General features: G+C 66.6%; 12 protein-coding genes. 7 read left to right on the top strand and 5 right to left on the bottom strand.

Annotation, left to right across the window (positions count from 1 at the left end; translation table 11 throughout):
- The first annotated feature begins 166 nt into the window (after positions 1 to 166).
- Both BLM15_RS17335 and BLM15_RS17340 read left to right on the top strand, forming a co-directional pair.
- Positions 167 to 931 (top strand): response regulator, encoded by a 765-nt coding sequence (locus BLM15_RS17335; protein ID WP_236846333.1) that lies wholly within the window; start codon positions 167 to 169, stop codon positions 929 to 931.
- Positions 928 to 2,313: an ATP-binding protein gene (locus tag BLM15_RS17340; protein WP_126113923.1), complete on the top strand. Its 1,386-nt coding sequence runs from the start codon at positions 928 to 930 to the stop codon at positions 2,311 to 2,313. The genes BLM15_RS17335 and BLM15_RS17340 overlap by 4 nt, the downstream gene beginning before the upstream one ends.
- Here the strand turns inward: BLM15_RS17340 and BLM15_RS17345 are convergent.
- Genes BLM15_RS17345 through BLM15_RS17360 form a run of 4 tightly spaced genes read right to left on the bottom strand, consistent with a single transcriptional unit; the run spans position 2,308 to position 6,468 of the window.
- Positions 2,308 to 3,060, bottom strand: coding sequence for an SDR family NAD(P)-dependent oxidoreductase (locus BLM15_RS17345; RefSeq protein ID WP_126113924.1), 753 nt, complete (start codon positions 3,058 to 3,060; stop codon positions 2,308 to 2,310). The genes BLM15_RS17340 and BLM15_RS17345 overlap by 6 nt on opposite strands.
- Positions 3,060 to 4,349 carry an ABC transporter substrate-binding protein gene (locus BLM15_RS17350; protein WP_126113925.1) on the bottom strand — a complete coding sequence of 430 codons (1,290 nt, stop codon included), beginning with the start codon at positions 4,347 to 4,349 and terminating at the stop codon, positions 3,060 to 3,062. Before BLM15_RS17350 ends, BLM15_RS17345 begins: the two co-directional genes overlap by 1 nt.
- Before the next feature lie 54 nt (positions 4,350 to 4,403).
- Positions 4,404 to 5,705 (bottom strand): ABC transporter substrate-binding protein, encoded by a 1,302-nt coding sequence (locus BLM15_RS17355; RefSeq protein ID WP_126113926.1) that lies wholly within the window; start codon positions 5,703 to 5,705, stop codon positions 4,404 to 4,406.
- A complete protein-coding gene (locus tag BLM15_RS17360; RefSeq protein ID WP_126113927.1) occupies positions 5,677 to 6,468 on the bottom strand; it encodes a FadR/GntR family transcriptional regulator in 792 nt (263 codons plus the stop codon). Before BLM15_RS17360 ends, BLM15_RS17355 begins: the two co-directional genes overlap by 29 nt.
- A gap of 96 nt (positions 6,469 to 6,564) precedes the next feature.
- On the opposite strand from BLM15_RS17360, the gene BLM15_RS17365 reads away from it, so the two are divergent.
- Genes BLM15_RS17365 through BLM15_RS17385 form a run of 5 tightly spaced genes read left to right on the top strand, consistent with a single transcriptional unit; the run spans position 6,565 to position 10,608 of the window.
- On the top strand, positions 6,565 to 7,692 hold the full coding sequence (locus BLM15_RS17365) for a mandelate racemase/muconate lactonizing enzyme family protein (protein ID WP_126113928.1): 1,128 nt from the start codon (positions 6,565 to 6,567) through the stop codon (positions 7,690 to 7,692).
- A complete protein-coding gene (locus BLM15_RS17370; protein ID WP_126113929.1) occupies positions 7,689 to 8,564 on the top strand; it encodes a carbohydrate ABC transporter permease in 876 nt (291 codons plus the stop codon). Before BLM15_RS17365 ends, BLM15_RS17370 begins: the two co-directional genes overlap by 4 nt.
- The gene (locus BLM15_RS17375) at positions 8,557 to 9,384 is read left to right on the top strand and encodes a carbohydrate ABC transporter permease (protein ID WP_126113930.1); all 828 of its coding nucleotides are present in this window, start codon (positions 8,557 to 8,559) and stop codon (positions 9,382 to 9,384) included. Before BLM15_RS17370 ends, BLM15_RS17375 begins: the two co-directional genes overlap by 8 nt.
- Before the next feature lie 4 nt (positions 9,385 to 9,388).
- Positions 9,389 to 10,273, top strand: a complete 885-nt coding sequence (locus tag BLM15_RS17380; RefSeq protein WP_335904804.1) for a DUF6772 family protein — start codon at positions 9,389 to 9,391, stop codon at positions 10,271 to 10,273.
- Positions 10,273 to 10,608 (top strand): hypothetical protein, encoded by a 336-nt coding sequence (locus BLM15_RS17385; RefSeq protein ID WP_126113931.1) that lies wholly within the window; start codon positions 10,273 to 10,275, stop codon positions 10,606 to 10,608. The genes BLM15_RS17380 and BLM15_RS17385 overlap by 1 nt, the downstream gene beginning before the upstream one ends.
- A 30-nt stretch (positions 10,609 to 10,638) precedes the next feature.
- Here BLM15_RS17385 and BLM15_RS17390 read toward each other — a convergent pair whose 3' ends face one another.
- Positions 10,639 to 11,751, bottom strand: coding sequence for a siderophore-interacting protein (locus tag BLM15_RS17390; RefSeq protein ID WP_126113932.1), 1,113 nt, complete (start codon positions 11,749 to 11,751; stop codon positions 10,639 to 10,641).
- Positions 11,752 to 11,763 lie beyond the last annotated feature (12 nt).

Here is an 11,763-nt window from a genome sequence, read left to right on the forward strand (position 1 = left end):
CCCCTGTTTCGATGCAGCAGGGGTAGCAGCGGCCTTTCGGGGGCGTCCGTTACAAATTGTTTCAAAGCGGTGCGGGCGGTTGGCCGATGAGCGCGCTATTGTGCTGGCGAGATGACAGGAGCCCGCTTGCGGGGACACGGACATTCCAACCGAAGCACAGCCAGAGATGGAGCAGGCTCCCGCCGCGATGACCGCCGACGACCATGGCCATATCCTGGTGGTCGACGACGATCCGCAGATCAGGCTGCTCGTCGCGCGCTTCCTGCAGCGATACGGCTATCAGGTCACCGGCGCGCCGGACGGGCGCGCCATGATGGAGGCGCTGGCGCACAGCGCCATCGACCTGATCGTGCTCGACCTGATGCTACCCGGGCGCTCCGGCGTCGAGCTCTGCCGCGACGTGCGCGCGACCTCGCAGGTGCCGATCGTGATGCTGACCGCCCGAACCGAGGAGAGCGAGCGCATCAGCGGCCTCGAAGGTGGCGCGGACGACTACGTCACCAAGCCCTTCAGCCCGCGCGAATTGCTGGCACGGATAAGAGCCGTGTTGCGGCGCGCACGTGCGGCGCGGGGTTCTGCCGCCCAGCAGGCGAGCGCGATCGTGACTTTCGACGGCTGGCGCATGGATTTGCGGCGGCGCGAGCTGCTATCGCCGTCCGGGACGCTGATCGACCTCTCGACCGGCGAGTTCGACCTGCTCGTCGCCTTCGTCGAGCACGCCAATCGGGTGCTGTCGCGCGAGGCGCTGATGCAATTCGCCAAGACGCGGACGAGCGACGACCCGTTCGACCGCACCATCGATGTCCAGATCAGCCGGTTGCGCCGCAAGCTCGAAGCCGACGCGAACGGCAGCCAGTTGATCAAGACGGTCCGCGGCGCCGGCTACCTGTTCGCCTCACAGGTCGACCACCAGCAAGGACAGCCCGCTTGACGAGCCTCGCCAAGCGGCTCTGGCCCGATACGGTCGCCAGCCGCGCCATCCTGATCCTGGTCGCGGCGCTGTTCGCCTTCCATCTGCTCGGTTACTGGGCTTATCGCGTCGGCGTCGAAAACCTTGCGACGGCAGGCCAGGATCGCGGCCTCGCCGAGCGCATCGTCTCGATCAAGCGGGCGATCGCGAGCCTGCCGCAGGCGCCGGAACGCGACCGCGTCGCGCACGACCTGTCGAGTGCGAGCCTCGAAGTGCATTGGAGCAAGGTCAGCCTGATTCTCGGCTCGGCGCCGATGACCGAGCGGACCCGGGCGATGGAAACCCGGCTCAAGGAGCTGGCGCCGGAACTGGCGGCGGAATCCTTTCGGGTCGGTTTCGCCGACGATGGCGCGCTCGGTGCCGGCGAGGCCAATGCCTACAAGCACATGATGCTGGTCTCGGTGCAGCTCGAAGACGGCTCCTGGGTCAATTTCTCCTCCTCCGCGCTTGGTGCCTCACAGCATCTCGACTGGGGCCTGACCGCGATCATGATCTGCTTCGCGGTCGCCATCGTCGTCGTCGCGCTGCTGCTGCTGCGCTGGGCGACACGACCCTTGCGCGATCTCGCTCTGGCGGCCGAGCGCTTCAGCCTCGACCAGACACCGCAACCCCTGCCCGAAACCGGCCCGGTCGAGGTTCGCCGCGCCGCGCGCGCCTTCAACACGATGCGTGAGCGTATCCGAAGCCTCGTCACCGAGCGGATGCAGGCGATGGCGGCCGTCTCGCACGACCTGCGCACACCGATCACGCGCCTCAGGCTCCGCTCCGAGTTCCTCGAAGACGAGGCGACCCGCGCCCTGATCGACGCCGATCTCGGCGAGATGGAGGCGATGATCGACTCGACTCTCGACTATCTGCGTGGCGGGACTTCCAGCGAGCCGCTGCGCCCGGTCGACCTCGCCTCGGTGATCGAGACGATCGTCGACGAACATGTCGACCAGGGTCACTCTGTCTCGCTCGTCGGGCTGAAGTCGGCTCCGGTCCAGGGCAGGTTGCTCTCCCTGAAGCGCGCGGCGTCCAACATCATCGGCAATGCCGTGAAGTATGGTCAGACGGTGAGGGTCAGCATTACCGATGCCAACGACAGCTTCTCCGTCACCGTTGAGGATGAGGGACCTGGCATCGCGGAGGCCGATCGGGAGCGGGTGTTCCACCCCTTCGTCCGGCTGGAGGAATCGCGCGGTCGTCAGACCGGTGGCTCGGGCCTTGGGCTAACGATCGCGCTCGCCATCACTCGATCGCACGGTGGTTCGGTCACGCTGGAGAACCGCACCGAAGGCGGTCTGCGCGTCACGCTCTCCTTGCCGAAGCTGGAGCGCTCCGCATCGGAGAGCAGCTCATAGCCGCATGCCGCCATCAACCGCGATCTCAGCGCCGTTGATGTACGACCCCTCGGGCGAGCAGAGCAGCAGCGCGATGCCGGCGCAGTCATCGGCACGACCGAGCCTGCCGAGAGGGATGCGCGCGAGCACCTGTTCCTCCCGTCCCGGCTGAGCCAGAACGGCGCGATTGCGATCGGTCAGGATCGCGCCGGGCTGGATGATGTTGCAGGTGACGTCGGGCGCGCGCAGGGTCCGCGCCAGATTGAGGATCATGTTGGTCTGCGCGGCCTTGGTGGCGGCGTAATAGAAATGCGTCGGATTGGGACGCGCCTCCTGCACGCTGCCGATGGCGATCACCCGTCCGAAGCCGTGTGCCAGCATGCCCGGCAGGAAGGCCCGCAGCAGCCGCACCGTGGCATGGAGATTGATCTGCGTCTGGGCAGCCATCGCCGCTTCGGAGACCGCATCCCAGGTCTCGAGGGTCTCGACCGACGCGCAAAGCACGAGGATGTCGGCCTCGGTCCCGTTCGCCGTCAGCTCCGCTGCCATGGCGGAAGGAGCCCCGACATCAGCGAGATCGGCGATCAAGGTCGATGCCGTGAGGTTTGATGTTCGCAGATCCAGGGCCGCCGCGGTCGCGGCCGCGGCGTCCCGATCATGGATGATCGCATGCGCGCCGGCCTCAGCGAGCCGTGTCGCGATCGCCAGACCGATGCCGCTCGCCGAGCCAGTGACGAGGGCGACGCGCCCTAAAAGCAGACCCTTCATCAGCCGAGCAGCGGCTTCACGCGGGCGACGGCATCATCCATCGCCTGCTGCGGCGGCTTCCGGCCGAGCACGGCGGCCTGCGTTTCCTCGATGAAGATGTCATGAGCGCGCGCCTGCTCGTCGAAGGCAGGTAGATGGATGCGCGAGGCCTTCAGCGCCGCGGCTTCGTCAGCGGCATAGGACATCGCCGCCCTGAGCTTGTCGTCGGCATAGGTCGAAATCCGGGTCGGGCCATTGCCGTTGAGCGCCATCGTCGTGGTGCCGGCTTTCGACAACAAAGCGCGGATCAGCTCCCAGGCGAGCGGCTTCTGCTTCGCGTTCTTCGGGATCATCAGCGACCAGAACTCGACCGTCGGCGCGAACGCAACCTTGCCGGCAAGATCGGCCGCCATCGGCGGCAGCAGCGACTTGAAGCGGCCGCCATATTTGCCCTTGGCCGGATCGTTGTAGGAGACCAGCCGGGCGAAGGGATTGATCGTCATCGCCGCCCTGCCCTGCTGCATCCAGGTGGTGATCTCCTCATTGTTCACCGTGGCGAAGTTCCGCGGCAGCACGCCGGCCTTGTAGAGGTCGGCCAGGATCGTCAGCGCCTTGACCATCGTCGGCTCGTTGGCGGTGAGCTTGCCGTCGGCCGTCATGTAGTCGCCGCCGAGGCAGCGCGAGAAAGTCAGGAAATTAGAGGCGAACACCGCGGTGAAGGCGAGGCCATGGACCTGCGTGCCGTCCTCGCGCTTGAAGGTCAGCTTGCGCGCCGCCTCGACCAGCTCCTCGAAGGTCGCCGGCAGCTTGCTGACGCCGCGCTCCTCCAGCAGCGCCTCATTGTAGATCAGCGCATTGGTGGCGTGGCGGACGGGGACGCCGTGCAATACGCCATCGACCTTGAGCGGGCCGATCAGCCCCGGCGCAAAATCGTCGAAAGCCTCGATCGGCGCGTCCTTCAGCAGCGCATCGAGCGGCTCGAACAGCCTGAGATTGCGCGGCACGGCGCGGCCGTTGACGAGATAGGCGACGTCGATCGAGGTCTCGGCCAGCGATGCCTCGCGCAACAGCCGCTCATGCACGGCGTTGACGTCGCCGAAGGTGACCCAGTTCAGGTTCGCCCCGCTCGCCTTGCGGAAGGCTTCGGTGGCGTCGCCCCCCGGCCCGGTCGTCGCGGCGGTCTGGTGGACGCGATGGCCGAGCGCGGTCAGCGTCTTCGCCTGCGCGAAGGCCCGGCCGGGCAAGGCGGCAGCGGCCACAGCCGCGCCAGCGAGAGCGCCGAACCGGCGGCGCGAGATCGACTGTGACATGGACTTCCTTCACAAGCTTGTCGGGCGCTGTCGTCGCGCCCTGTCGCGCGGGGCTCAGGCCGGCAGCAGCGGCTGCACGCGCTTGACCAGCGAGGCCATTGCCTCTTCCGGCGTCTTCATGCCGAGCACCGCGGCCTCCGCCTCCTCCTTGAAGAGGTCGCCGGCGCGGGCCGCCTCGTCGAAGGCGGGCAGCGGCACGCGCGCCACCTTCAGCACCTTCAATTCCTCGGCCGCGTAAGGCACGGTCCCGGCGAAGCTCTGGTCGGCATAGGTCGAGGCGCGCACCGGGCCGTTGCCGTTGAGCGCGGCCTTGAGGGTCGCCTCCTTCGAGGCCATCGCCTTGATGAAGTTCCAGGCGAGGTCCTTGCGCTTGGCGTTCTTCGGGATGACCATTCCCCAGAACTCGACCTTGGCCGGGGCAGCATCGTATTTGCCCGCCAGCGTCTTCGAGGCCGGCACGGCGATCGTCTTGATCTTGCCGGAGAATTTCGACTTCTGCGGATCGTTGTAGATGCGGTTGCGGCCCATGCTCTGCAGGCTCATCGCCGCCCGGCCCTGCTGCATCCAGACATTGACGTCCTCGGGCGAGAGCGTCGCGAAATTGCGCGGGAAGGCATTGGCCTGGAAGAGCTCGCGCAAGGTCCTGATCGCAGTCAGCATCGGCGGCTGGTCGGCGGCGCATTTGAAGTCGGGCGTGATGAACTCGCCGTCCCAGGCACGGGCGAGATCGATCACATTGGGATAGGTCACCCCCGGCGTGCACAGGCCGACGATCTGCGTGCCGTCGGAGCGGCGATAGCTGCAGGCCTTGGCGATCTCAATCATCTCCTCGATCGTCGCCGGCGGCTTGGAGAAGCCCTTCTCGGCCAGGATCTCCTCATTGTAGTGCAGGCCGGAGGAGGCATGCCGGAACGGCACGGCGAGCTGCTTGCCGCCGACAGTCATGCCCTGCATCAATCCCGGGAAGATGTCGGCGGGGTCCTCGAGCGGATCGCGCTTGAGATAGTCGTCGAGCGCCTCGAACAGGTTTGCGGCGCGCGGCACGACCTGCGTGTTGAGGACGAAGCCGACATCGACCGAGCTCTCTCCGAGGCTCGCCTCGCGAAAGAGCCGCTCCTGCAACGGCCCGGTGTCGAAGGTCGTCCACTGGACGGTCACGCCGTTCTTCGCGGCCCAGTCCCTGGTGATGTCGCCGCCCTGCGCGCCGGTCGAGACCGTCTGCATGACGCGATGGGCGAAGACGTTGAACGGCCCGCTCTGCTGCGCACGGGCAGCACCGGCGCCCAACGTCGCGAAGCTCAGCCCGATAATGCCCGCGCCGAACTGCCTACGGTTCAGTCCTGTCTCCGTGCTCATGCCTGTCCTCCCGATGGTTCGCGAGTTCCGCGATGGCGGCTTCTGCCGCTTCGAAATGCTTGTTCATGGCGGCGAAGGCCGCAGCCGGATCGCCGGCGCGGATCGCCTCGACGACGCGCATATGCCGCTCGAAGGTGCGCCGCCAATCTTCCTTGGTGCGCTTCTCGCGCGAATTGAAGATCTCCATGACTTCGCGGATCACTGGCCTGAGGCCCCTGATCTGGAAGTCGAGCAGGCGGTTGCCCGAGGACGCCGCGATGGCCTCATGGAAGTCGAGATCGGCCTCGATCCAGCGCGGCACATGGCCCAGCGCATCCTCCATGCGGGCGAGGATCAGGTCGAGCTTCTCGATGTCCTCAGGCGAACGGCGCGCAGCGCTGTGGGCCGCGATCGGCGGCTCGAGAATGCGACGCAGTTCCACCGCCTCGGTCAGGCCGTTGGCGCGGCCACGCACCGCGAAACGATAGAAGCGATCGAGCGGAGCGGCGTCGAGCGCCTGAATGCGGGTCGGCTTGCCCTGCTGGATATGCACGACGCCCATCGCCGCGAGCTGGCGGATGGCCTCACGGGCGATCGGCTTACTGACGCCGAAGGAGGCGGCGATCCGCGTTTCCGATGGCAAGGTGTCGCCCGGCTTCAGGCGGCCGTCCTGGATCGCCTGGGTGATGCGCTGGATCACGGCGTCGCCCAGCCGCATAGGCACGACGTCGCCACCAGCGAATGGGTCGTCGCTACCCAGCAGGGATGAAGCGGCACCGCTCATCGATCACCTCCGTTCGATGATCATTGACAGATGCCGCTGAGCTTGGCAACTGTTCAACCTATCAGATAAGTTAAGGAGTCAAGAGGACGCCGCTGCATGCCAGCCAGCCGCATCTCGAAGATCATCGCACATCCCTTGCGGGCGACGCTGCCCAAGGTCCAGCGGACGTCGCAGGGCGACCATCCGGCGATCGAGCTCGTCGTGGTCGAGGTCGAGACCGAAGATGGCACCGTCGGCTTCGGCGAGGGACTCTGCCGCCGAGGCGCGGCTGGCTATGCCCGTTTCATCGAGGAGGCGCTGGTGCCGCGCCTGATGGGGCGAGATGCGGCCGACCGGCGGGCGCTCTGGAAGGCGATGCGCGCCGCGCTGTCAGGGCGCCCGGGCGGCCAGATCGTCGAGGCGATCGCGGCGATCGACATCGCGCTCTGGGACATTGCCGGCAAGCAGGCCGGCCTGCCGATCCACAAGCTGCTCGGCGGCATGGGACGCAACGAGGTCGCGGCCTATGCCTCCTCGATCAACTGGCTCGACGATGCCACCGTCGAGGCCGAGGTCGCCGCAGTGCTCAAGGCGGGCTTTCGCGAGATCAAGGTCAAGCTCGGCCATCCGCTCCGGGATGCGATCGCCCGCGCCAAGCTCGTCCGCAAGCTCGCCGGCGACGACATCGCCCTCTATGTCGATGCCAACTGGGCCTACGATGTCGACGACGCGCTGATCGTCGGGCGCGCGCTGGCCGATCTCGATTATGGTTTCTTCGAGGAGCCGATCGCGCCGCAGGATCGCGAGGGCTATCGCCGTCTCGCCCAGCATCTGCCGATCAGGCTCGCCGCCGGCGAGAGCGATTTCGTCGCCTCGGACGCGCTGATCTCGCTGCAGGATCGCTCGCTCGGGCTGATCCAGCCGGATGTGACACGCTCGGGCGGCATCAGCGAGACCTGGCGGATTTGCGAGCTCGCCGCCGCCTTCAACACCGCTTACGCGCCGCATGTCGGCTGGTCGGGTGCGATCTGCGTCGCTGCCAGCCTGCAGCTCGCCGCCGCGGCCGAGACCTTCCGCACCTTCGAGTGCATGGTCTACCAGAACCCGCTGCGCGACGCCTTCACCCATCCGATCGTCGGCGAAGGCTCGCAGCTGGTCGAGGGCAAGCTTTCCGTGCCGCAGGGGCCGGGGCTTGGTATCGAGATCGACCGCGACGCGCTGGCGCGCTTCAGGATCGCCCGATGAGCGCCCGCACCCCTCTCTCCGCGATCGCGCTGGTCTCGCCGGTCCAGTTGATGATCGGCGGCATCATCTTCCTGCCGGCGATTTACGTCTTCTGGCTCAGCCTCAACCAGTCCTCCTTCGGTCAGGCGGCGAGCTTCGTCGGCTTCGCCAACTACGCCAAGGTGCTGGGCGATGCCTATTTCTGGAAGGCGCTGCTCAACACGGTGATCGTCGTCGCCGTCGTGGTGCATGTCGAATTGCTGCTCGGCCTCGGCATGGCGCTGTTTTTCGCCTCGGGCGTGCCGTTCCGGCCGCTGCTGCTGGCGATCGTGCTCGCGCCCTATGCCGTCAGCGAGGTCTCGGCGGTGGTGATGTGGCGCTTCCTGTTCGAGCCGGATGTCGGAATGATGAGCCGGCTCCTGATGTCGCTCGGCTTGCCGCCGATCGAATGGGCGGTGAACCCGAGCCATGGCCTCGCCATGGTCAGCCTGCTCTCGATCTGGCTGCACCTGCCCTTCAGCTTCATCATCCTCTATGCGGCGAGGCTCTCGATCCCCGGCGATCTCTACGAAGCCGCGGCGATCGACGGCGCCTCGCCCTGGACCTCGTTTCGCCGAATCACGCTGCCTTTGCTGATGCCGGCGCTGCTGATCGCCGCGCTGTTCCGCTACATCTTCGCCTTCCGCCTGTTCTCCGAGGTCTGGCTGATGACCGGCGGCGGCCCGGCCCGCTCGACCGAGGTGATGGCGGTCTATCTCTATCTCGAGGCCTTCCGCTACAACGCCTTCGGCCCGGCCGCCGCCACCGGCTGGCTGCTGGTGCTCGCCTCGCTCCTGCTCGCGCTGTTCTACCTGCGTGGGCTCTACAGGGAGATGTTCGGCAAGCATGCCTAAGCTCCTGCGCTCCCTGCTCAAGCTCGTCGGCGTCCTCGCGATCGTCGCCTGGTCGCTCGTGCCGATCGGCTTGATCGCGTTGTCGTCCTTCAAGGCCGACCGCGACATCTTCTCGACCTCCAGCACCTTCTCGTTCATGCCGACCCTGGCGAACTATGAGGCGCTCTGGAGCCGCTGGGGCGATTTCTTCTTCGGGCTGTGGAACAGCTTCCTGGTCACGGTCGGCGCCACCGTGCTCGCCGTCGCCGTCTCGCTGCTCGCCGGCTTCGCCTATTCGCGCTTCGCCTCGAAGGGCCTGCAGGCCTCGGCCTTCTTCCTGATCTTCATCCGGCTGGTCCCGCCGATCGTGATCACGCTGCCGCTCTTTCCGGTGGTGAACTGGCTCGGCCTCAACGACACGCATTTCGTGCTGATCGTGCTCTACGCCACCTTCTTCGTCTCGCTCGGGACGGTGGTGATGCGCACCTTCATCGACCAGATCCCGCGCGAGCTCGACGAGGCCGCGATGATGGACGGCGCTTCGCAGTTCCAGATCATCATGCGCGTGATCCTGCCGATGGCGGCGCAGGGCATGCTGGCGGTCTCGGTCTTCGTCATCGTCTACGCCTGGAACGAGTTCCTCTTCGCCTTCATCTTCACCACGACCAAGGCAAAGACCGCGCCGCTGGTGATCTCCGAGATGATCGGCGCCGTCGAAGGCGTCGAATGGGGCGTGCTCTTTGCCGCCTCGACCGTGCAACTCGTGCCGGTGCTCGCCTTCGTCATCCTCATGCAGAAGCACCTCGTCGCGGGCCTGACCGCCGGCGCGGTGAAAGGGTAGGATCATGACCCAGCTCGACGACATGCGCCGCGCGATTCGCGAGGCCGATCCGCAGCTCAGCCGCTTCGACCCGCTGCCCCGCATCATCTGCCTCGACGATTTCGACCGCGGCATGTGCGGCTGGACCCAGCTCGTCGGCAATTACGAGGACAGCCTCGACGCGATGCTGCCGGGCTATGCCCAGCACAGCCAAGCCATGCTCTCGACCTTACCGAACTGGGATTTCGGCTCGCATGGCGGCGTCGACGGCTCCTATGCGCTGAAGATCGCGACACGGCCGAAGAAGGGCGCGCAGAACGTCGCGATCAAGCGCCTGACCTTCCGCAAGCCGGGGCCTATCCGGCTCGAGGCCTATTTCACCTTCAAGCCCGAGGCGACCGATCTGCAGCTCTCGGAGACCGATATCCGCTCCTTCGGCTTCCTCTACGATCTCCAGATCGGCGACAGCTCAGGGCCGGGCGACCGCGTCATGCCGCATCTGCGCTTCCTCAACGCGCAAGACGGCAAGCACCTGCAGAAATGGCAGTTCAAGCGCAAGACGACGCCGATCAAGCCGATCGGCAATGCCGGCAAGACGATCACGCACTACCATCTCGCGCCCGATGACTGGGAAGACCTGCCGGGCGGCGAGCAGCGGCTCTGCTACAACGAGATCCCGACCAAGGTGAACTGGCACTATCTGCGCTTCGACTTCGACCTCGGCTCGATGCAGGCGACCAGATTTCAGGTCAACGACCGCGTCTTCGCCATGGACGGTTTTGACTGCATCCGCATCCCCGCGATGAAGAACCTCTGGTGCATGCTCAACCTCTGCTTCTTCGCCGAGACCGACACCGACAAGCGCGCCTTCGCCTATCTCGATTCCGTCTGCCTGTCGGGAGAGTTCTGATGCTGCCCGAGAACCTGACCGCCGTCGTCGCCCGCAACGAGAGCTGGACCGGGACAAGCGCGAGCGAGCCCTACGAGGCCGGCTGGGCCAAGGAAGCCATCGTCTTCGTGCGGGCGTTGAAGCAGCCGAAGGGATCGTTGCCGAAGGCCCGCATCGAGATCTCCGCCGACGGCATGCACTGGTGCGCCGAGGGCTCGGAGTTTGCGCTGCCTGCAGCGAAGGACGCGGTGACCTTCCAGCGCCTCGCCCATTTCGGCAATTTCGTGCGCGTTGCCGCGACGCTGCCTGAGGGCGCCGAGATCACCGTGCTGGTGACGCTGCATCTGAAGGCCTGAAGCGGAGGTCGACCTTATCGCCAAACGCGCTCAAGCAGCCTTTGCGGCCTGCTTCTTCTCCGCCATGTGCTGTTCCTCGGCGAGACCGGAGCGCCAGTAGCTGACGACGAGATGAGCATCGATGTCGGGGCGCAGATGCCGACGCGCCACAGCACGGATCTCGCGGAAAGCCGCATGCTCGCAGGCAGCCCAGAGATAGAGGCTGCCCTCGCCCACCGGCCAGTCGAGCGTCGCCAGCGCGTCGGTCAGCAGAGTCGTGGAGCCGGGCGCCGCGCCATCGCGATGGAGCCAGCGGGCATCGAACCCTTCCGGCAGCGGCAGGGCCTGACGCTCATTCGCGTCGGCGACCTCGATCAGCGCAAGCCCGCTCGCTTGCCTCGGCAAGTTTGCCAGCATGCGCGCCAGCGCCGGTAGCCCGGTCTCGTCGGCGACGAAGAGGTAGCGATCGGCCTGCTTCAGGCCGCGCCCACCCGGGCCTGCCATGCCGATCCGGTCGCCGATATTCACGCCGGCGGCGAAGGCCGAGCCCGGACCGGCATCGTCATGCAGCACGAAATCGATGGCGAGCGTGCCGGCCGCGACATCGATCTCGCGGATCGTATATTTGCGGATCGCCGGCCGCTGCTCCGGCGGCGGCGATTGCAGCAGGCCATCCGCCCCGATCATTGGCCAGACCGGTTCAGCGAGGCCCGCCGGCGGAATGAAGAGACGCACATGCAGCGCCTCCAGCGAGTCGTAGCGGGCGAGGTCGTCGCCGCGGAAGCGGATGCGGCGCATATGCGGCGTCAGCTGCTCGACGCCGGTCACGGTCAGCACCCGGAAATCGGGCGGCAGCATCGGCTCGGCGCCGTCACCACTCCAGCGGATCGCCGGCGCGGCGCCTTCGGGCGAGAACTCGACGACATGGCTCGCGATCACAAGCTTCATGCCCTGAACGCCGGCGAGATCGACCGCCTCGACGACGACGGACAGCGCACCCGGCACCGCGCTCAGCTCGGCCCGGCTGTCACCGAGGCCGATCGTCGTCACGCCATCGGCCTCGCTCACCTTAGCCTCATGCTCGAGCAGGTGCGCGCAAAGCGGCTGCAGCACGGCTGCGGGATCGGGCAAGGCGATACGCGTTTCGGCGCGAAGCATGGTCATGGGAATTGTCCT

Origin of the sequence: Bosea sp. Tri-49 (assembly GCF_003952665.1) — a bacterium.
GTDB lineage: Bacteria > Pseudomonadota > Alphaproteobacteria > Rhizobiales > Beijerinckiaceae > Allobosea.

Coding starts and splice junctions, on each gene's coding strand:
- BLM15_RS17380 (WP_335904804.1), top strand. CDS start 9,389: ATGACCCAGCTCGACGACATGCGCCGCGCGATTCGCGAGGCCGATCCG.
- BLM15_RS17365 (WP_126113928.1), top strand. CDS start 6,565: ATGCCAGCCAGCCGCATCTCGAAGATCATCGCACATCCCTTGCGGGCG.
- BLM15_RS17390 (WP_126113932.1), bottom strand. CDS start 11,751: ATGACCATGCTTCGCGCCGAAACGCGTATCGCCTTGCCCGATCCCGCA.
- BLM15_RS17335 (WP_236846333.1), top strand. CDS start 167: ATGGAGCAGGCTCCCGCCGCGATGACCGCCGACGACCATGGCCATATC.
- BLM15_RS17370 (WP_126113929.1), top strand. CDS start 7,689: ATGAGCGCCCGCACCCCTCTCTCCGCGATCGCGCTGGTCTCGCCGGTC.
- BLM15_RS17355 (WP_126113926.1), bottom strand. CDS start 5,705: ATGAGCACGGAGACAGGACTGAACCGTAGGCAGTTCGGCGCGGGCATT.
- BLM15_RS17360 (WP_126113927.1), bottom strand. CDS start 6,468: ATGAGCGGTGCCGCTTCATCCCTGCTGGGTAGCGACGACCCATTCGCT.
- BLM15_RS17350 (WP_126113925.1), bottom strand. CDS start 4,349: ATGTCACAGTCGATCTCGCGCCGCCGGTTCGGCGCTCTCGCTGGCGCG.
- BLM15_RS17345 (WP_126113924.1), bottom strand. CDS start 3,060: ATGAAGGGTCTGCTTTTAGGGCGCGTCGCCCTCGTCACTGGCTCGGCG.
- BLM15_RS17385 (WP_126113931.1), top strand. CDS start 10,273: ATGCTGCCCGAGAACCTGACCGCCGTCGTCGCCCGCAACGAGAGCTGG.
- BLM15_RS17375 (WP_126113930.1), top strand. CDS start 8,557: ATGCCTAAGCTCCTGCGCTCCCTGCTCAAGCTCGTCGGCGTCCTCGCG.